We start from the raw sequence: 19,099 nt of genomic DNA, 5'->3' as shown, positions 1-19,099 counted from the left end.
CAGCAAGGATCTTATATACCTTTAAGGCAAATTGAAGATATCTATGACCGATGAGTGTATTCGTCAACTGGAATTAGCAAGATTGCACTTATCACAAGGACAGTTAGAAGATGCCAGTCATCTCTGCGAACTTTGCCTAGAAACCGTTCCTGATTTTGCGGATGCTTACTGGTTGCTCGGAGATATTCGCAATCGGCAAGGTCGGCAGTCTGAAGTCATGCCTTACAAACAAAAAGCTCTAGAACTAAAGCCTAGCTTGATTCCTCCCGAGACGCACAATCACTTGGGCATTGTGTTTGTCAAAGAAGAAAATCTAGGTGCCGCGATCGCAAGTTTTAAAAGAGCGATTTCTCTCAAACCTCAGTATGTTGATGCCCATTATAATCTTGGTAATGCCCTAGCAGAACAAGATCTACTCGAGGAAGCGATCGCCTGTTATGAAACTGTTCTAGAAATAGAACCGACCTATATGAATGCCCTCGTGAATTTGGGAACCTTGATTACCAAGCAGGGTAAGTTCGAGCTGGCTATGGAATATCTGCAAAGAACCTTAGAATTGCAGCCCGACTGTGCCGAAGCCTATAACAATCTTGGTTCGATTGCCTATCAACAAAGAAATGCAAGCGAAGCGATCGGGCATTATCAAACTGCTCTCAGGATTGCTCCCAACGATTCTGAGAACTACTTTAATCTCGGTCTAGCACTGTTTATGGACGGTCAAGCTGAAGCGGCGATCGCTGCTTGTCAAAAATCAATAGAACTCGATCCCAACTCAAATGCCTATCAACTTTTTTATCTTGCATTACCCCTACTCTACGATACCGTAGAACAAATCGATGATTGGCGACAACGGGCAATCTGGGGGCTAGAACAATTTGCTCGCGTGATTCGTACAAAACTAAGTAGCCCTGTTTCATCAGAGACTGAGTTAAACAAGAATTGCCAATGGTGTTTAGATAGCATTCTCAGTATCACCAATTTTTATCTTGCCTACCAAGCTCAAAATGATGTGGAGTTCCAACGCCAATATGGGCAACTCGTCCGAGAAATCATGGCAGCAAAATATCCACAGTGGAGTTGGGAACGTCAACTTGCTATGCCCGCACGCAAAGCAGGAGAGAAAATTCGGATTGGATATGTTTCAGCCTACTTACACGACCATGCCGCCACAAGGCTAGTTCTCAATTGGTTGCGCTATAACGACCCCGAACAGTTCGAGGTCTATAGCTATTTTATTGGCAAAAAGCCCGATCGAGTCACCCAAGAATTTCAACAAGCGAGTCAATTCTTTTATCACATTCCCAACGATTTCGCCGCGATTGCCGATCGTATCACTGCGGACAACTTACATATTTTAGTGTTTGTCGATATTGGCATGTATCCCCATACAACGGCTCTTGCTGCCATGCGTCTCGCTCCTGTCCAATGTACTTCTTGGGCGCATCCCGTGACTTCGGGTTTATCGACAATTGATTATTTTCTCTCCAGCGAACTCATGGAGCCCCAAAATGCTGAAACGCATTACACGGAAAACCTGATTCGATTGCCCAATCTTGCGATTTCCTATCCGAAGCCGATTTTACCAGAGAGACTCAAGCCTCGCGCTCACTTCCATTTACCTGAGGCAGCCATTCTCTACTTTTGCAGTCAATCTCTCTACAAATATCTCCCCCAGTACGATTACATCCTAGCTGAAATTGCCATACGGGTTCCCTCGGCAAAATTCCTATTCTTAGCCCATAAATCTGCCTATGTAACGCAACAATTTTGCGATCGCCTAGAGAAAGCTTTTGCCGATCGCGATCTCAGCAGTCAAGCACACTGTATCTTTTTACCAAGTTTAGCAAGAGCTGAATATCTCAATGTCCATATTCTTTCGGATGTGTTTTTGGATAGTTTTGGCTGGTCAGGTGGAAACACCACTTTGGAAGCGATCGCCTGTGATTCCCCCGTCGTTACTTGCCCAGGCGAATTTATGCGCGGACGACATGCCTATGGCATTTTACAAATGCTCGGCGTAACCGAGACGATCGCGCCCACCGCAGCCGACTATATAGAGATTGCAGCGAGGTTAGGTTTGGATCTGGACTGGAGAAATCATATTCTAGAAAGAATGAGCGCGCGTCATGGGGATCTCTATGATGACCGAACTTGTATCGTGGCATTAGAAAATTTCTTTAAACAGCAAGTGAATAGGGGGAACGGTAAAGGCGTATGAATTCTATCCATGGGCAAGACCAAGTACAAGGCTGGATTGAAGCAGCCAGAAAGCAGGAAGCTCTTGGTGATTATGCGATCGCTTTGCAAATTCGCCAACAGATCTACAAGCAAGTACCCGATGATTTAGAAAATCTTAATGCTTTGGGAAAAATTCACCTGCGACTCAATCAGATGGAACCTGCGATCGCTTGCTTTCAAGCGATCCTTACCCTGCAACCTGACTCAGCCCAAAATCACTGTAACCTCGGGGCGCTCTTGGCTTTGCAAAACCATTTAGAATCTGCGATCGCCCATTATCAATCTGCCCTTGCGATCGCTCCAAATCTGCCAGAAGCGAATTACAATCTTGGGGCTGCCCTATTTAAGCTCGAGCATCTAGAAGCGGCAATTCCCTACCTAGAACGCGCGATCGCACTTAAGCCCACTCTAGCAGAGGCCTATTCTAAACTAGGAGCAATTTTATTTCAGCGAGAGCATATCGATGACGCGATCGCGAAATACGAACGAGCGATCGCGGTCAATCCACAACTTGCCGAAGCCTACTACAATCTAGGTATTGCGCTTGCCGCTCAGAAAAAAATCGAATCGGCAATTCTCGCCTATGAGACAGCCCTATCGATCAAACCCAATTTTGTTGAAGCTCATCACAATCTGGCACTGGCTTTACTTCTCACTGGCGATTATCAGAGAGGTTTAATAGAGAATGAGTGGCGTTGGCAGATGCAAGGCAGAACCGCTCCCAATTTCCCGCAACCAGTTTGGGATGGTACGTTCCTACCCAATGCCACCATTCTGTTATGGGCGGAGCAGGGTTTCGGTGATGTCATTCAATTCATTCGCTATCTACCTTTGGTACAAGAACGGGTTAAAAAGATCGTCGTGCAGTCACCAAGTCCGCTAATGCGCTTGTTGTCAGAAGCTTATCCAGCGATAGAATTCATCTCTATAGATAGTTTGCCTCCTTCCTTTGATATTCATGTTCCTTTAATGAGTCTGCCGCTTATTTTTGGCACGAATTTAGAGACGATCCCCCAGCAAATCCCATACATCTCAATCCCCATGGAGGGTAAAGGAACTCCTCAAATCCCAACCGTTCGTTCCGCCAGCTTAAAAATCGGCATTGTTTGGGCAAGTAGCAATAAAGGCGATCGGGAATATCTTAAATTCCAAAAATATAAATCCTGTTCTCTGTCGATGTTTCTATCTTTGCTTTCACTTCCTAATGTTCATCTTTACAGCCTTCAGGTGGGATGCGATGCATCTGACATTCAGGAATTATCGCAAGAATCTCGTCTGCACGATCTAAATCCTCTGATTCTTGATTTTGCCGACACAGCCCAATTAATCGACCAAATGGATATGATTATTTCCGTAGATACTGCCGTGGCACATTTAGCAGGGGCAATGGGTAAACCAGTGTGGGTATTACTTCCGTTTGTCCCTGATTGGCGTTGGTTGCTAGATCGAGAGGATAGCCCTTGGTATCCCACCATGCGATTGTTCCGTCAACCACAGGCGGGAGATTGGCAGGGCATGTTTGAGGATGTATTGAAAGCCCTAGAAACGTTAGTGGGCTAGGATAACGCAACCTCAGTTATTTAGGGCGTTGTTTGCGTCCAAACTTCGCTTGCAGATCGTCTAAGGTTGCAGGTTTTTGAGCCTGAGATTTTTGTTCTTGAGCGCGATTTTTTTCAGGCTGCGTTCCGCCACGCTTTGGAGTCAAGATCTCATGGCTGGAGTTCTTTTCGAGCTTCTTTTCCGATGTCCCCAACGATCGCGGAGATTCCGATGACTTCATGGATAAACTAATGCGTTTCAAAGATTCATTCACTTCTAGAACTCTTACTTTGACGACCTGTCCCACCTTCACAATCTGCTTTGGATCGCTGACAAAGCGATCGGCCAACTGCGAAACGTGTATCAATCCGTCTTGATGTACGCCAATATCGACAAAAGCACCGAAGTTGGCGACATTGGTAATGATGCCTTCTAATTCCATACCAACTTCTAGATCGGACATCGCTTGGACGGCATCGCTGAAGGTGGCATATTTAAATTCTGCACGGGGGTCACGCCCAGGTTTTTCCAATTCTTTTAGGATGTCGCGCAGCGTTGGTTCTCCGATCGCTTCCGTGACATATTGCTTGAGATTTACAGATTTGAGCTTGTCACCTGCCTGAGCGATTTCAGATAAAGATACCTTGAGATCTCGCGCGATCGCTTCCACCACGCCATAGCTTTCGGGATGAACGGCGGTATTGTCTAGGGGATGATCGCCGCCGCGAATTCGCAGGAAGCCTGCTGCCTGCTCGAAGGCTTTTGCGCCCAACTTGGGGACTTTTAACAAATGACGGCGATCGCGAAACGCACCGTTTTGATTGCGATAGGCGACGATATTATTGGCGACACTAGGACTGAGCCCAGACACAAACGCCAGCAGTTCTTTGGAAGCTGTGTTCAGATCCACGCCCACATAGTTGACGCAGCTCTCTACGGTTTCATCCAGTTTTTTCTTGAGCAATTTTTGATCGACATCATGCTGATACTGCCCCACGCCAATGGATTTTGGATCGATCTTCACCAGTTCTGCTAGGGGGTCTTGCAGTCGTCGCCCAATACTGACCGCACCGCGCACTGTCAAGTCCAGATCGGGGAACTCTGAAATTGCCACTGGACTGGCAGAATAGATCGATGCACCCGATTCGTTGACCATTACCTTAACAGGTGGTTGAGGAAGCCCTTGAAGTGCCTCCGTGACAAAGGTATCGGTTTCTCTTCCCGCTGTACCATTGCCGATCGCAATCAGTTGAATCTGATATTTCTCAATTAGCGTTCTCAAGGTTCGCGCCGCCTGTTCTCTTTGGGCATCGGACTGATGCGGGAAAATCGTTTGATATTCTAGAAATTTACCCGTCTCGTCGATCGCGGCAGTCTTACAGCCCGTGCGGAAGCCGGGGTCGATCGCTAGGGTCGGTTTCATCCCTGCGGGAGCCGCTAGGAGCAAATCTCGTAAATTGGTTTCAAAGGTTTTGATGGACTCACCATCTGCCCAAGCTTTCTTCTCGGCAGTCACCGCCGCAATTAAGGAAGTTCGCATCAAGCGATTAAAGGCATCCTTGAGCATATCTCGATAAAACTGCCGCAATGCTGAGTTTTTTGTTTGAATCTGTTGCGATTCCAGATAAGAGAGGACAGTATCTTCATCAAAGCTGAGCGTAAGTGTAAGAACCTCCTCGGTTTCGCCACGCAGCAGGGCTAGCAGATTATGGGGCGCGATCGCCTTCACCTTAGCCTGGTATTCGCGGTACATTTCAAACTTGGTCGTACCTTCTGGGTGCGCATCTTTGAGCTGCGAGACAAAGATTCCCGTCTCGAGCAAAAGCGATCGCAAATAGGCGCGATATTCTGCGTTTTCTGCCACTTCTTCCGCGAGAATATCCGCTGCTCCCTTCAGGGCATCCTCAATAGTCTTCACCTGTTCGGATAAATATTTTGCCGCTGATTGTTCTAGGGATACTGTAGAGACATGAGAATGGTTGAGCGCCTTAATGGCTTCTGCCAGAGGCTCCAAGCCCTTTTCCCTAGCAATCGTCGCTCTAGTTCTGCGTTTGGGGCGATAGGGAAGATAGAGATCTTCCAATTCCGTTTTTTGGGTACAGGCTTCAATTTTGGCTTTGAGATCATCGGTCAATTTGCCCTGATCGGCGATCGCTTGAAGAATGGTTGTTTTGCGATCGTGCAACTCGGTGAGATAGGTATAGCGGTCTTGCAAATCCCGTAGCTGGACTTCATTCATCTCTCCCGTGCGCTCTTTACGATAGCGAGCGATGAAAGGAATGGTTGCACCCTCAGCAAACAGCTCTAAAGCATTTTTGATTTGCCCAGACCGCAGAGAAAGCTCTTGTGCTAGAAGTTGTTCGAGGTTTTGCATTAGAAGTATGTAAGCGTATGTAAGGCTAGGTGATATTGTAGAGCAGAGGACTCACGCTGAGCTACCAGAACAGCAAGGAATCTATGCAAATTCTTGGCGAAGAGTCTACGATAAAGATAGATTTATCGCGATCTGAATAGTAAGGGTAATTCATGAATCTTTCCTACTATTCTAGCCAAAACTTCTATGGTTCAAGTCACTATTTTCAGCATTATTGCCAGTGCGATCGCACTGGCGATTTTAGCCTATCCATTTTTCGTGAAGTGGCGACGCGATCGTCTCAGGCGTCAGCCTTTTCCAAACCATTGGTTGTCTTTAATTGAGCGCAACCTTGCTATTTATTCTCATCTCTCTTTCTCTCAGCAAAAACAACTGCAAGGGCATGTTCGCGTCTTTTTAGCCGAAAAACAATTTATTGGCTGTTTGGGGTTACAGGTAACAGAGAAAATGAAGGTGATTATCGCCGCGATCGCCTGTCTGCTCTTGCTTAGCGATCGCGGCAAATATTTCCCTAGACTCCGTTCCATTTTGGTTTATCCCAGTGCTTATCAGGTAAATGAAACCGTGATGAATGAGAGTTATGTAGTAGAGGAAAGGCTGACAACAAGATTAGGGGAGTCATGGACGAGAGATCAATTGATTCTCGCTTGGGATCAGGTGGAACGAGACACACAGAACTGGCAGGATGGTCATAATGTCGTGCTACATGAATTTTCTCACCAATTGGATCAGGAGAATGGCAGGGCGGAAGGTGTACCAATTTTGCCAAGAGAATTAGACTATGCGATTTGGGCAAAGGTGATGACTGAGGAATATTTAGCCCTCTGTAAGTCGGTAGAACGCGGCGAAAAGACTGTGATAGATAGTTACGGCTCAACGAATCCCGCCGAGTTTTTTGCGGTCGCCACCGAGACGTTTTTCGAAAAGCCTCATTCATTACTAAAGCAGCATCAGCTTCTTTACGAACTTCTCCAACGCTACTACAAACTCGATCCTTTGCATGGGCGTAGTTAACAGTCTTGCCGCAATTAATCAGCTCCATCTCCTCCATCAATTGTACGGTAAGGTTCTTATTCCCGAAGCCGTTTTTAGAGAACTCACCGATCCCAGCTTTCCAGTTGCGGGTGCAACGGAAGTTAAAACCTTTGATTGGGTGCAAGTTCATGCAGTTAGCGATCGCACGCTTGTAGAAGCTCTTGGTAGCGAACTTGATATTGGAGAAGCTGAAGCGATCGCTCTAGCAGTCGAGATTCAAGCTGAACAGGTTTTGATGGATGAGCGTCGGGGTCGGTTAGTAGCAATCAGATAATTTATTTGTGGCGCGACCGCCAATAACTTCTCCAAACTCAACAACGTAGCAATGTAGCCAACTATTTTTGTTTCCCTAATCTTGGTTAAAAACAGATAATCTTAATAGCGCATCGATTTGTTATAAAGGCTCAGCCTAACCCGTGCTAAATACACATAAAAGAGAGAGGAGGGGTTCAAACCCTACGCACTAGTTAGGCTTAGTCCATGGTCAATCAAATACTCGCACTTTTTTCTATTTCTACCTTACTCAGGATTTAGGCTTACCTTGAAGTCTACTACGCACCTCAGAAAATGCTTGCCTCACAATTTCCAATCCCAAATCCTCTGACTGTATATCAGTTCCAGAAGTCAAAATAATAATGACAAATTTACGTCTACCTTCTTGTACAACTCCCGCATTGCCAATTATGGCAGCATTAATTCCTATTTTCCCGAAATCAGATCCTAAGTTTTCCTTTTGCTCTGATCTTTGTAAAGCATCTCGCATGAATTGCCCGAGATCTCCAGATATATTGGTAAGTCGAGTCAGAGTTTCTGCAATTTCTTCCAAATTAGTCTGGTTGGGATCTTGACCTGCGAACAGAATCCCATATTCTCTATCAAATTGGGTCTGTTTGTAACCCTGCTCACGAAGCTGACGATTAATCTCTGCAAAGCCACCAAGACGATGTATTAGACGATTAGATGCAAAGTTGTCTGACACTGAAAGCATTGCATCTAAATCATTTTTAATTTCCTCCAATCTGAGCTTTTCTTGCTTTATATTTTTAGCAACAAGTTCAGCAATAAAAAGCTTGCTTATAGAAGCAACACTACGCTGAACCTGTGTAGTGTTACGACCTACTTTCGCTCCAGTTTCAATATCTATAATGATAAATGATTCAACACCTTTTACTTCAATTGATTGAGGTAGGGATCGATTGACACTCTCTGGTTGGATATCTACTTTTGAAGCAAAAAATACTTCATCGGTTATTGCATCTGGAGAAACGAATAGCAGGGCTGAAATCAAAATATCTACAGCTATCATAAGTTGTATTTCGCGCTTAATCAACGGTAATTGTTCATTTAATAAATCATTTCTATGTCAGATTGAGAAGTAGATTTTTAGCTATGTAGTACATCTCAGAAACCGATTGCGCTGTCCAACTCAATTCTAGAAGTTTTAGCGCGATCACCTAAAAGTGGATCATATTGAGCGTTAATAGAAACGATATAAAGAACCTATATCGGTTCTAACATATAGAACATTATTCTTTGCAATCCAATCTCCGCCATACTCCTTTCCAGAACTCCATATGCGGACTCGTCGGTTTTCCAAAAAAAGAATTGTCGAAAATGCACCATCTTCCCAAGAAATGGCTCCAGCAGCACCTGACTCACTGGTATCGGAATTGCGTTGTATTCCAGATTTTATAACTATACCTGAAAACTGACGACCATCCATTTCGTTGGAAAAATCAACTCTTCTTCCAGCAATATATTTTGAAATCGCAATATCAAAAGGAAGTGGCTGCGGAACATTCAATTCATTCAAGGATGCTTTGATAAATTCATCCACGGTTTCTCTGATAACCACCTTAGAAAACTCAACAAATAGTTCTCTTGCAAGTCTAACCCAATCGATTCTAACCTGCTTAGTTTCGGCTGATGCAGTTCTTGATAAAAACGGGGATGTGCTAATAAGAATTGTGAGAATTGCTACCGATGCAACATTACGCGAACTTCTTATCAAAGAGGTTACATTCCATTTGCCACTTATTATGCTCCAAGGAACCATAATTTTTATCCTAGGGAAATAGTAATAGTAAATTAAGACTAACAGTTGAGTTGAACTGCATTCGCTACGCTTAGGGGCTAACTATTTATCGTTGCCATGTCGATTACAACGACATTATCTATCACTAAGCTTTAGAATTTTATCATATTAGTTAGGAAGTTTTAGAGTTTTATCATATCAAAAAATCGTTTTTTTAAAGAGCTAACTGCCAACAGCCATATTGATTTGCTGAGCGATCGCTTCGGGCGTCAGAGCCAAAATATTTTCTAAAACCAGATCGGCTCCGTGAGCTTTTAACAAATCGGTATAGGCCTGTCGTTGAGGATCCTGAACGTGGGGTGGAATGACACCCACAGCCATAAAATGTTGACCGTTAGTCGCGATCTGGCGGGCTTTTTGGATAGTGAGCATATCTGCGACCGTATCCCCCGCATAAATGACAAAATCAAGTTTGGTATGGTGATGTTCGAGGCGAGCGATCGCCATAAATAGACCTGTGGGGTCGGGCTTACCTGGGGCATCCTCCATCGCCACTAGCACAGGATCTTGAATCTCTAGTCGGCGTAACACATAGGATGCCGAGCCTAGGGTTGCACCGCTAAAAAATCCCCAAGCAATTTTTGCTGTTGTCAAGGTCTGAAAATATTCAGGTGTCGCAATCAGGGGTTCTTGGGAAATATAGCCGTTCCAATGTACGGGATCGTCCCCACGATAGCGGCTTTGGAAAAACTGGACGATCGCCTCATAACTAACCGCCTCTCCGCCTTTAGCCTCTGCGGCAAAGTAACGGCGAGTCAACTCCTGAGCTGCCTCCCAGTCATTATTCCAAATGCCTTCTGCCTTTAAATCATCAATCTGTTGGGGGGTAGGACGATAGGCTTGGTGGGTAAAATGCTCGACTGTATCAGCCAGTGCCCGACGATAAGAGCCAGCGACATCTCTAATTACGCCATCAATATCGAGAACCAAGGCAACTTTTGACAGGTCTATCATGTTAGAGTCTAAGATCGCTAATTAAGTATGTAACGTAAATTTCTACGGAGGAAAGGAAGTTTGTCCCAGTTTATTCTAAAAATTCTATGGTTAGAGAATAATGTAGCTTTAGCAGTTGACCAAGTAGTTGGTAAGGGCAATAGTCCTCTTACCAAGTATTTTTTCTGGCCCAGAGACGATGCTTGGGATCAGCTTAAAACCGAGATGGAAGGCAAACCTTGGATTGCCGATCAAGAAAGAATTGAAATTCTTAACAAAGCTACCGAAGTAATTAATTACTGGCAAGAGGAAGGCAGAAATCGCCCTATGACTGAAGCTCAGGCAAAGTTCCCCGATGTCGTATTTACTGGTAGTAACTAATACATAAAGGCTATAAGCATTAAAAATCCCCTGAAAAACTTCAGGGGATTTTATTTTATAGACAGAAACAGAGATAAGCTTGCTGTAAAAGCAATTACTTATCAAGGTCTGGCATGGTCAGAACAGGCTCATAGGTACGGTTGATGCCCTTTTCAAAGCCAGCCACAGCAGCACGAGCGCGTCCTGCATGCCATAGGTGACCTACTAGGAACATAAACGCAAGCACAAAGTGAGAGGTTGCCAACCAAGAGCGAGGAGATACAAAGTTCACAGCATTAATTTCTGTGATAACACCACCGACTGAGTTGAGAGAACCCAAAGGAGCATGTGTCATGTATTCAGCAGCGCGGCGGGTTTGCCAAGGCTGAATGTCATTCTTCATTTTGTCAATATCCAAGCCGTTAGGGCCGCGAAGAGGCTCTAGCCAAGGACCGCGAAAATCCCAGAAGCGCATAGTTTCTCCACCTAGAATGATTTCGCCAGTAGGAGATCTCATCAAGTACTTACCTAACCCTGTAGGACCTTGAGAAGTACCGATGTTAGCACCTAGCTTTTGGTCGCGCACGATAAAGGTAAAGGCTTGAGCTTGTGAGGCTTCAGGACCTGTAGGACCATAGAATTCACTGGGATAGACAGTGTTATTAAACCAAACAAAGTTAGTCGCAATAAATGCCATGATGCACAAAGCACCCAAGCTATAGGAAAGATAGGCTTCACCAGACCATACCAAAGCACGTCTCGCCCAGCCAAAAGGCTTGGTAACAATATGCCAGATACCACCAGAAATGCAGATCAGCCCAACCCAGATATGTCCACCGACAACATCTTCTAGGTTATTTACCCCAACGATGTTGCCCGAACCACCAAAAGGCGAACCGAGTACATAACCAAAAATGATTAGAGGGTTAAGAGTAGGATTTGTGACAATCCGAACATCGCCACCACCTGGAGCCCAAGTATCATAAAGACCACCAAAGGACATCGCCTTAATTACGAGTAGAAAAGCACCAATTCCCAAAAGAATTAGGTGAATACCCAAGATGGTTGTCATCTTGTTCTTGTCTTTCCAGTCGTAGCCAAAGAATGTGGAGTAGTTTTCTAGTACTTCAGGTCCGCGAATCGCGTGATAGATGCCACCAAGCCCTAAAACTGCCGAGGAAATAATATGTAGAACGCCAACGACGAAATAGGGGAAAATATCCACAATTTCACCGCCAGGACCAACGCCCCAGCCTTGCGTTGCAAGGTGAGGTAATAAAATAAAGCCTTGTTCGTACAAAGGCTTTTCGGGTACAAAGTGAGCAACCTCAAATAGGGTCATAGCTCCAGCCCAAAAAACAATCAGACCAGCATGGGCAACGTGAGCACCCAGTAGCTTGCCTGACAGGTTGATTAGGCGTGAGTTTCCAGACCACCAAGCAAAGCCTGAAGTATCTTGAGTTCGTCCACCAACCCCCAACGAGTTGAAGTTAATTGTCGTCGTCACGAGGGAATTTCTCCAAAAACTTATTTATTGTTCAGTGATTAAAGAGATCAGCTATCAGTTGTCAGCCGCTAGCTTTACGATTTGAAAATTATCCTTAGATAAGAATCATAATCTAAAACCAGTACTTAAGCCGATCGCTGATAGCTGAGTGGTGTAGCTCAAATTACAGAGCATTACCACGGGGTAGAACTTCTTCTGGGAAGATGAAGTTTTCAGCAGGCTGATCTTGAGGAGCCATCCAAGCACGAATACCTTCATTTAACAGGAGGTTTTTGGTGTAGAAAGTCTCAAACTCAGGATCTTCTGCGGCACGAACTTCTTGAGATACAAAGTCATAGGCACGTAGGTTGAGTGCTAGACCAACGATACCAACGCTACAGAACCAGAGTCCAGTAACTGGAACGAACAGCATAAAGAAGTGAAGCCAACGCTTGTTAGAGAAGGCAATACCAAAGATTTGGCTCCAAAAACGGTTAGCCGTAACCATGGAGTAGGTTTCTTCAGCTTGTGTTGGGTTAAATGCTTTGAAGGTCGTCGAACCGTCGTCATCTTGATACAAAGTGTTTTCAACAGTTGCACCGTGAATCGCACTGAGTAGAGCGCCACCGAGAATACCTGCAACACCCATCATGTGGAAGGGGTTAAGCGTCCAGTTGTGGAAACCTTGCAAAAATAGGATGAAGCGGAAGATCCCCGCTACACCAAAGGTAGGAGCAAAGAACCAACCAGATTGTCCTAGAGGGTACATCAAGAATACGGAAACAAATACGGCGATAGGACCTGAGAAGGCGATCGCATTATAAGGACGAATACCAACTAGACGAGCAATTTCAAACTGACGCAGCATAAAGCCAATCAGACCAAAAGCACCGTGTAGAGCCACAAATGTCCATAGACCACCGATTTGACACCAGCGGGTAAAATCGCCTTGGGCTTCAGGTCCCCAGAGCAAAAGTAAGGAGTGACCCATACTGAGCGAAGGTGTGGAAACAGCTACGGTCAAAAAGTTAGCACCTTCAAGGTAGCTAGAAGCTAGACCATGGGTATACCAAGAAGATACAAAAGTGGTGCCGGTCATCCAGCCACCAACAGCTAAAAATGCGGTAGGGAACAGTAAAAGACCGCTCCAACCTACGAATACAAAACGATCGCGCTTCAGCCAGTCGTCAAGGACATCAAACCATCCTCTTTCGACCTGTTGCGATCTCCCGATAGCAATGGTCATAAATTAAATCCCTCTATACGTATTAGTTTTGTATGGATTTTGAATAAGCTTAACACATCTTTACAGTTTGATCCCCTAGGCGAAGATTCAACGGGTAATGATGCATATTCTTCATTCTTACGAGGCTTTAGGCGCTCTAAACCGAGAATTTAAAATATAAAGAAATCATTAAACTCGAAAAAGTAATTATCGCCTGAATGGTTGACGTAAAGCAAGCTCTAGCCATCTCATGTATTGAGTAAATATACTCATTGGAATGGAATTAAGGACTAGAATAGGTATTTTTACTTAGCGTAAAACAATGCTTAACACAAGCCATCAAAAATTTAGATAACTATGCGCTTTTATGACTTCTATCTAACACTAATTATGCAGGTAAACCTGCATTTGGCGATCGCTTAAACCCCAAAATGAGAGCGAAGCATTCACGTAGGTAAGTTTGCCTCGAAACCAGAAAACGTTTCCGCGAATTGCATCGCACCTGAAGGAGCGATCCTTAATTGTTTGTGAACGTAGCTAAAAGCCCTTGCAGGCAAGATGCCTGCGCTACAAATGAATTGCCACTCAGTTAGGATTGCTATAGGTGCGATCGCTTCTATGCACTGGTTCTAAACAGGATAACATCCCCTTCCTTGACGATGTACTCTTTGCCTTCACTCCGCACTAAGCCTTTTTCCTTGGCTGCGGTCATGGAGCCCATTGCCACGAGGTCATCAAAAGCCACGGTTTCAGCCCGAATAAAGGCTCGTTCAAAATCGGAGTGAATCACGCCCGCTGCCTGTGGGGCACTCATTCCCGCATGAATTGTCCAAGCTCTGGCTTCCTTGGGTCCAACTGTGAAGTAGGTGCGTAAGCCCAACAAATGATAGGTGGCGCGGATTAGAGATTTAAGTCCGCCTTCACTTACCCCTAGTGACTCTAAAAAGTCTTGACGTTCTTCGGCAGATAGCTCGATCAACTCTGACTCAACTTGGGCAGAAACGACAATGACTTCTGCTTTTTCAGCTAATGCGATCGCCCGCACGCGATCGACAAAAGCATTGCCCGTCGCTAGATCGGACTCGGAAACATTTGCCGCATAAATGGTGGGTTTGAGCGTGAGCAGTTGCAAAAATTCGATCGCCCCCAATTCCTCATCACTCAAGTCGAGCGAACGGGCTGGTTTACCTAGATCGAGAGCTTCCCGCACTTTCTCTAGGGTGGCTAGCTCTAACTTGGCATCGGCATCGCCTGCTCTTGCGCCTTTGCGGCTGCGATCGATGCGGCGATCGACCTGAGCTAGATCGGAGAGCGCCAGTTCTAAGTTGATAATCTCAATGTCTCGAACGGGATCGATGCTGTTCTCGACATGCAAAATATTCTCATCTTCAAAACAGCGAACAACATGGGCGATCGCGTTGCAAGTGCGAATATTTGCTAAAAACTGATTGCCCAGTCCTTCGCCTTTGCTTGCGCCTTTGACCAAACCCGCAATATCGACAAACTCCATACGGGTTGGCACGATTTGGGCAGAGTTTCCAACCTTTGCCAATACCTCTAGCCGTTCGTCAGGTACCGTAACCGTACCGACATTGGGCTCAATCGTACAAAAGGGAAAGTTGGCAGCCTCGGCTTTGGCATTGGCAACTAAGGCATTAAACAAAGTGGACTTTCCCACATTTGGCAAACCCACAATCCCAGCTTTGAGCATTATTTATCCTAGAAATCTTTTATATATCCGCATTAAATTGTGTCACAACTTTTACCCGTGACGTAAGCGATCGGGCAAAACTAGGATTTCTCATTGTGATGAAAAGCCGCAAGCGTTTTGATACAAGAACTTTCTCAGCAATTGTTAATATCATCCAGAACTATTAACTTTAGATTTTGTTCTACTTGTTCGACTATTTCTTTATACATTTCTTGGCTGACTGATAGACAATTGAGCCAACTGTCAAAATATTGAATTACATGTTCTGAAACCTTGTGATATGAAGGTCGGTCATGCTTCAAATACAGATATTTCATAAAATCTTTTTTATTTTGAATTTTGTCGGCTACCAACATTTTATGAACTTTATCGAGTGGACCAATTTCGATGGAGTTGAAGCTCTTAATTTTATTCTTGATCGTATAATTGCCTGCAACACGCCTATACTCCATTCCTAAAATTATGGCGTGAGGCGAAATAAGAGAAAGTTCAGATGAGCTATCAGAAAACAATTGAGACAGCAATTTGTCACTTTGGAAAATTGGGTGAAGACAAAATGCTTCTATCAAATCTTCGTTATTGCCGTAAATCAACTGAAGAATATAAGCACCTTCTTGAATATGGTTCATGTAGCTAACACCACTGCGCTGTGCGACCTTGCCTTTATACTTTTGCTGAATCAGCCTGTAAAAAGGTTTATCTGCGATTGAATCAAGAAAATCATGTCCCATGCGATGAGTCAGAATGTATGGATATTCATAAAGAATACAAGATTTTTTTTGCGAGGCTGCGGAACCGAGGTTATTGTCCCAAAAGCATATACTCTAATATCTGCGGTTAGTTTCTAGTCGCAAAAATTTATGTCAAGCTGAATTTACAGCAAATCGCTTTTAAACCCACCACAAAACAAATAATCAAAATCCATAATTCGTCTTGAGTCTAAAATCTTCTAGGAGATAACTGTAAGGATTCAGATTTTTGTGACTCGATGCGATCGATCGGAACGATCACAGGGTTGCATTTCAGTTTGATCGAAGAAACATTGACTAGTCCGAGATTCATCATTGCCGATCGCTCTCGTCTTGCAATGAGATCTGATGGGTTGGCATCTAGCCATTGCGTGTAAGCATCAAAAGCATCGTACCAATAGAAATAACCTGCGTAGATTCTGGCTTTTTCTAAATCAGAGTAGGCTTGCTGTATGGCTTGCTTCACTTCGTCATTTTGCTCGAGACGGACAACGCCAGAAAAATTATTGGTATCATCGCCAGAATCAATTCTTACTTGCCAACGAATATCTTTACCTGCTTGCAAAGCTGGAAGGTAGTTGGGAAATGTAAATTTGAGCAATCCTAATTTTGTGACGGTTCCAGTCCAGTGGCACGATAGGTTGATATTGCCTCATGACCAGTTCCATCACGAAGCATAAAGGTAATCCGAAGTGGTTCTCCTTTTGGTATCTCCCCAGATTTTTCTATATAAGCATAAAAGGTGGGCTGAGCAGAAAGAGTTCGTCCCCCGTCCACTGGAGCCAGAGTGTTTCCTCCAAAAGGTGGGTGACAGCGATAGCCCATTTGATCGCTAACAGGAGAAAGTCCCAAACCAAATGGGGATATGGGAGTTCCAGCTAAACTGGGTGAAGAAGTAATAGAAATGCTTAGCAAAAAAGTCATGCAAGGAGCGATCGCAACCAAGCTGTACTTAAGATTCTTGGTAAATTGCAGAGGCTGAAGCATAACAACGTCAATGTCAATAACTTAAGATTTTGGGGAGGTAATGAAATTCAGAATTTAGAATTCGTTAGCGTGACAGTAAGAATTCAGCATTTTTAGACTCGATGCGATCGATGGGAATATCGGAAACAAGCGTACATTTGAGCTTTTCAGAAGGTGTGGCAACTTGTGAGAAAAGCATCATCGCCGATCGCTCTTGTCTTGCTATGCGATCGGAAGGATTTGCCTCTAGCCATTGACTGTAGGTATCAAACGCATCATACCAATAGTAATATCGAGCGTAGATTCTAGCTTTTTCTAGCGTAGACGAGGCTTGGCGAATGGCTCGCTCTACTTCTGCATTCTGCTCTAAACGCACAAAAGAATTAACATTGATATCGTTTGTATCGCCAATGCGATCGGGAAATTCAAGGCGTACTTGCCAACGCGTATCTTTACCTACTTGTAAAGCAGGGGCATCATCGGGCAAAGTAAATTTAAGTAGCCCTAGCTTTTTTGAATTACCGGCCACACGATAGGATGGCTTTGATTGAATATTACTTCCCTCTCGCAGAAAAAAGATGGCGCGATAATTTTTTGACTGAGAACCATCCAAATTTTCAATATACAAATAAAAAGTTGGCTTGTTTGATAAAGTTCGTCCCCCATCTTCTGGGGCGATCGCATTACCAATCATTGTTGTCGGACAACGACTGACGCCTCTGGACACTTGAAAAAAATCTAAGCCTAAACCAAAGGGGGAGGTGGGAGGTCTAGCGCTCGCGGGTGAAGCGGTAGCAATGCTTAGCAAAAAGATCATGCAGGTGGCACTCGCAACCAAGCTGTATTTGGGATACTTGGTACATAATTGAGGCTGTAGCATAACGGCAATGACTTAAGATATTTCTAGAGTAGCGAGCGTAACAGGCTATATGTTAAGTATGCCCCAAAGCTCTAGGTAAAAATTTCGTCCTTTAATTTTTATCTGGAGTCAGTGTAGTTGGGCAGTTTTATCTATAAACTTTTTACCAATGTTAAAGACTAAATGCTGAGGAGAAAGTTCATTTATGAGACAAGTTAATTTTTTGGTAATATTTATCGTCGTATTAGGACTCGTTTTATTCTCGTTAGAAAATACTAGCCCTGCTCCGATCCAGATTGTCCCGAATGTAAAAGTAGAAGCTCCGATCGCAGTAGAGATAATTTTATCTATGGGGCTTGGAGCTGTTATCGCCTGGTTTTTTAGCGTGTGGTCGGGTTTGCAGAGTTTAATGGAACTAAGCAATAAGAACCTCCAAATTCAAAATCTGCAAGAAACAGTCAGTACGCTCAATGCCGAAATCGACGAACGCAAACGTTTGGTGTCTGCCTCTGCGATTGATGTTGAAGTAGAAGACAAGCCCAGACAGATCGAAGCATCGAAGTAATCATTTAGTTGATGGTTGACAGTTGACGGTTGACAGTTGTCGGTTATCAAAACAAGCCAAGTGCTAATTGCTAAAATCTAATTGCTAAGTGCTAACAGCCAATTATTTCTCGGTCTTGCAAATACCTGAGTTTGTAGTAAGGTATTAGCTTCTAGCGTAGAAACCTGATGACACAGTCTCTTACAGAGTCAGTTACAAAAGAAGCGATCGCACTGTTAATCGAATTGGCAGAACGGGGAGAAATTGACCCTTGGGATGTTCAAGTCATCGACATTATCGATCGCTTTTTGTCGCGACTGATTTCAGACGATCGGCGCGATCTGTACGAGTCTGGGCAGGCCTTACTCTACGCTTCCATGTTGGTGCTTTTGAAGGCAAATACCTTGTCTCAATCGCAAATGGCCTATGACGAAGTCCCCAATGACGCGGATGCTGAGGCAGATTGGCTAGCTGAGGATGCTGCGGGGATTTCGCTAGCAAGATTGCCGAGTAATCTTGAAGATCATATTCGTCGTCGCACGGTAGCGCCGCCACCTCAAGCTAGACGCATTACCCTAGCCGAGCTGATCGCTCAGATTGAGGCGATCGCCCTCCTCGTCGAACAAAAATCAGGGAAGTCCCCCAACAACCGTTTGCGCCAAACCAAGGTGGCGCGTAAAGCTGCCATGCGGGCGATTACGCAGTTAGCGCACAAAGAAAATCTCACCGAAATTATCATCGAGATTGAGAACTACTTTATGCTGCACACCAACACGGCGATCGAGATTTCCGATCTAGCCGCAATTTTTAACGACCGCGTCGGTGTATTTTGGGGCTTACTGTTTTTATCGGCACAGTCTAAAGTAGAACTATTCCAAGCTGATTTTTATGGCAAGATTCAAATCAAGCCCCTAACCAGCAACCAAATTCAGGAGGTTTCTTGAGCTTTTCCCCCTTTGTCCACAACCTAAAAATTAAAATCTTT

The 19,099-nt window shown here is 44.4% G+C and carries 17 protein-coding genes and 1 pseudogene; 7 read left to right on the top strand and 11 right to left on the bottom strand.

Annotated features, from left to right (window positions below; all coding sequences use genetic code 11):
• Positions 1 to 43 precede the first annotated feature (43 nt).
• Together ACP2WE_RS20955 and ACP2WE_RS20950 are read left to right on the top strand one after the other, a co-directional pair.
• Positions 44 to 2,218 (top strand): tetratricopeptide repeat protein, encoded by a 2,175-nt coding sequence (locus ACP2WE_RS20955; RefSeq protein WP_425217479.1) that lies wholly within the window; start codon positions 44 to 46, stop codon positions 2,216 to 2,218.
• Positions 2,215 to 3,798, top strand: a complete 1,584-nt coding sequence (locus ACP2WE_RS20950) for a tetratricopeptide repeat protein (RefSeq protein WP_425217478.1) — start codon at positions 2,215 to 2,217, stop codon at positions 3,796 to 3,798. Before ACP2WE_RS20955 ends, ACP2WE_RS20950 begins: the two co-directional genes overlap by 4 nt.
• Before the next feature lie 16 nt (positions 3,799 to 3,814).
• Here ACP2WE_RS20950 and ACP2WE_RS20945 read toward each other — a convergent pair whose 3' ends face one another.
• On the bottom strand, positions 3,815 to 6,151 hold the full coding sequence (locus ACP2WE_RS20945; RefSeq protein WP_425217477.1) for a Tex family protein: 2,337 nt from the start codon (positions 6,149 to 6,151) through the stop codon (positions 3,815 to 3,817).
• Positions 6,152 to 6,337: 186 nt separating this feature from the next.
• Here ACP2WE_RS20945 and ACP2WE_RS20940 point away from each other — a divergent pair, with 186 nt between their 5' ends.
• Together ACP2WE_RS20940 and ACP2WE_RS20935 are read left to right on the top strand one after the other, a co-directional pair.
• Complete coding sequence (locus tag ACP2WE_RS20940) at positions 6,338 to 7,165, top strand: M90 family metallopeptidase (RefSeq protein WP_425217476.1); 828 nt, start codon at positions 6,338 to 6,340, stop codon at positions 7,163 to 7,165.
• Positions 7,152 to 7,457 (top strand): annotated as a pseudogene (locus ACP2WE_RS20935) (PIN domain-containing protein); the annotation flags it as partial. The gene ACP2WE_RS20940 and the pseudogene ACP2WE_RS20935, both read left to right, overlap by 14 nt.
• A 252-nt stretch (positions 7,458 to 7,709) precedes the next feature.
• On the opposite strand, the gene ACP2WE_RS20930 reads toward ACP2WE_RS20935, so the two are convergent.
• The 3 genes from ACP2WE_RS20930 to ACP2WE_RS20920 form a co-directional block, all read right to left on the bottom strand.
• Positions 7,710 to 8,492: a serine hydrolase gene (locus ACP2WE_RS20930; protein ID WP_425217475.1), complete on the bottom strand. Its 783-nt coding sequence runs from the start codon at positions 8,490 to 8,492 to the stop codon at positions 7,710 to 7,712.
• A gap of 171 nt (positions 8,493 to 8,663) precedes the next feature.
• Positions 8,664 to 9,242 carry a hypothetical protein gene (locus ACP2WE_RS20925; RefSeq protein WP_425217474.1) on the bottom strand — a complete coding sequence of 193 codons (579 nt, stop codon included), beginning with the start codon at positions 9,240 to 9,242 and terminating at the stop codon, positions 8,664 to 8,666.
• 201 nt (positions 9,243 to 9,443) lie between these two features.
• Positions 9,444 to 10,235 (bottom strand): TIGR01548 family HAD-type hydrolase, encoded by a 792-nt coding sequence (locus ACP2WE_RS20920; RefSeq protein ID WP_425217473.1) that lies wholly within the window; start codon positions 10,233 to 10,235, stop codon positions 9,444 to 9,446.
• Between the two features lie 60 nt (positions 10,236 to 10,295).
• On the opposite strand from ACP2WE_RS20920, the gene ACP2WE_RS20915 reads away from it, so the two are divergent.
• Positions 10,296 to 10,595: a 30S ribosomal protein PSRP-3 gene (locus ACP2WE_RS20915; RefSeq protein WP_330482369.1), complete on the top strand. Its 300-nt coding sequence runs from the start codon at positions 10,296 to 10,298 to the stop codon at positions 10,593 to 10,595.
• Between the two features lie 94 nt (positions 10,596 to 10,689).
• Here ACP2WE_RS20915 and psbC read toward each other — a convergent pair whose 3' ends face one another.
• The 7 genes from psbC to ACP2WE_RS20880 all read right to left on the bottom strand — a co-directional run bounded on the left by psbC (position 10,690) and on the right by ACP2WE_RS20880 (position 17,591).
• Complete coding sequence (psbC, locus tag ACP2WE_RS20910) at positions 10,690 to 12,081, bottom strand: photosystem II reaction center protein CP43 (RefSeq protein ID WP_425217472.1); 1,392 nt, start codon at positions 12,079 to 12,081, stop codon at positions 10,690 to 10,692.
• A gap of 163 nt (positions 12,082 to 12,244) precedes the next feature.
• Entirely contained in the window at positions 12,245 to 13,306 is a 1,062-nt protein-coding gene (psbD, locus tag ACP2WE_RS20905; protein WP_425217471.1) for a photosystem II D2 protein (photosystem q(a) protein), read from the bottom strand.
• Positions 13,307 to 13,901: 595 nt separating this feature from the next.
• Complete coding sequence (ychF, locus tag ACP2WE_RS20900) at positions 13,902 to 14,996, bottom strand: redox-regulated ATPase YchF (protein ID WP_425217470.1); 1,095 nt, start codon at positions 14,994 to 14,996, stop codon at positions 13,902 to 13,904.
• A gap of 134 nt (positions 14,997 to 15,130) precedes the next feature.
• A complete protein-coding gene (locus ACP2WE_RS20895; protein ID WP_425217469.1) occupies positions 15,131 to 15,727 on the bottom strand; it encodes a hypothetical protein in 597 nt (198 codons plus the stop codon).
• Positions 15,728 to 15,935: 208 nt separating this feature from the next.
• On the bottom strand, positions 15,936 to 16,346 hold the full coding sequence (locus ACP2WE_RS20890; protein WP_425217468.1) for a DUF928 domain-containing protein: 411 nt from the start codon (positions 16,344 to 16,346) through the stop codon (positions 15,936 to 15,938).
• Positions 16,347 to 16,348: 2 nt separating this feature from the next.
• Positions 16,349 to 16,732, bottom strand: coding sequence for a hypothetical protein (locus tag ACP2WE_RS20885; protein ID WP_425217467.1), 384 nt, complete (start codon positions 16,730 to 16,732; stop codon positions 16,349 to 16,351).
• A 64-nt stretch (positions 16,733 to 16,796) separates the two neighbouring features.
• Complete coding sequence (locus ACP2WE_RS20880) at positions 16,797 to 17,591, bottom strand: DUF928 domain-containing protein (RefSeq protein WP_425217466.1); 795 nt, start codon at positions 17,589 to 17,591, stop codon at positions 16,797 to 16,799.
• A 184-nt stretch (positions 17,592 to 17,775) separates the two neighbouring features.
• Here ACP2WE_RS20880 and ACP2WE_RS20875 point away from each other — a divergent pair, with 184 nt between their 5' ends.
• Both ACP2WE_RS20875 and ACP2WE_RS20870 read left to right on the top strand, forming a co-directional pair.
• Positions 17,776 to 18,135 carry a LapA family protein gene (locus tag ACP2WE_RS20875; protein ID WP_425217465.1) on the top strand — a complete coding sequence of 120 codons (360 nt, stop codon included), beginning with the start codon at positions 17,776 to 17,778 and terminating at the stop codon, positions 18,133 to 18,135.
• A 167-nt stretch (positions 18,136 to 18,302) separates the two neighbouring features.
• Positions 18,303 to 19,058, top strand: coding sequence for a segregation/condensation protein A (locus ACP2WE_RS20870; RefSeq protein WP_425217464.1), 756 nt, complete (start codon positions 18,303 to 18,305; stop codon positions 19,056 to 19,058).
• The last annotated feature ends 41 nt before the right edge of the window (positions 19,059 to 19,099 follow it).

Source organism: Tumidithrix helvetica PCC 7403 (assembly GCF_965232925.1).
Classification (GTDB): Bacteria; Cyanobacteriota; Cyanobacteriia; order Pseudanabaenales; family Pseudanabaenaceae; genus Tumidithrix; species Tumidithrix helvetica.
The sequence above is the reverse complement of the archived record's forward strand: the minus strand, read 5'-3'. Positions and strand labels throughout refer to the sequence as shown.

Coding starts and splice junctions, on each gene's coding strand:
- ACP2WE_RS20955 (WP_425217479.1), top strand. CDS start 44: ATGACCGATGAGTGTATTCGTCAACTGGAATTAGCAAGATTGCACTTA.
- ACP2WE_RS20950 (WP_425217478.1), top strand. CDS start 2,215: ATGAATTCTATCCATGGGCAAGACCAAGTACAAGGCTGGATTGAAGCA.
- ACP2WE_RS20945 (WP_425217477.1), bottom strand. CDS start 6,151: ATGCAAAACCTCGAACAACTTCTAGCACAAGAGCTTTCTCTGCGGTCT.
- ACP2WE_RS20940 (WP_425217476.1), top strand. CDS start 6,338: ATGGTTCAAGTCACTATTTTCAGCATTATTGCCAGTGCGATCGCACTG.
- ACP2WE_RS20930 (WP_425217475.1), bottom strand. CDS start 8,492: ATGATAGCTGTAGATATTTTGATTTCAGCCCTGCTATTCGTTTCTCCA.
- ACP2WE_RS20925 (WP_425217474.1), bottom strand. CDS start 9,242: ATGGTTCCTTGGAGCATAATAAGTGGCAAATGGAATGTAACCTCTTTG.
- ACP2WE_RS20920 (WP_425217473.1), bottom strand. CDS start 10,235: ATGATAGACCTGTCAAAAGTTGCCTTGGTTCTCGATATTGATGGCGTA.
- psbD (WP_425217471.1), bottom strand. CDS start 13,306: ATGACCATTGCTATCGGGAGATCGCAACAGGTCGAAAGAGGATGGTTT.
- ychF (WP_425217470.1), bottom strand. CDS start 14,996: ATGCTCAAAGCTGGGATTGTGGGTTTGCCAAATGTGGGAAAGTCCACT.
- ACP2WE_RS20895 (WP_425217469.1), bottom strand. CDS start 15,727: ATGGGACATGATTTTCTTGATTCAATCGCAGATAAACCTTTTTACAGG.
- ACP2WE_RS20885 (WP_425217467.1), bottom strand. CDS start 16,732: ATGCTTCAGCCTCTGCAATTTACCAAGAATCTTAAGTACAGCTTGGTT.
- ACP2WE_RS20880 (WP_425217466.1), bottom strand. CDS start 17,591: ATGCTACAGCCTCAATTATGTACCAAGTATCCCAAATACAGCTTGGTT.
- ACP2WE_RS20875 (WP_425217465.1), top strand. CDS start 17,776: ATGAGACAAGTTAATTTTTTGGTAATATTTATCGTCGTATTAGGACTC.
- ACP2WE_RS20870 (WP_425217464.1), top strand. CDS start 18,303: ATGACACAGTCTCTTACAGAGTCAGTTACAAAAGAAGCGATCGCACTG.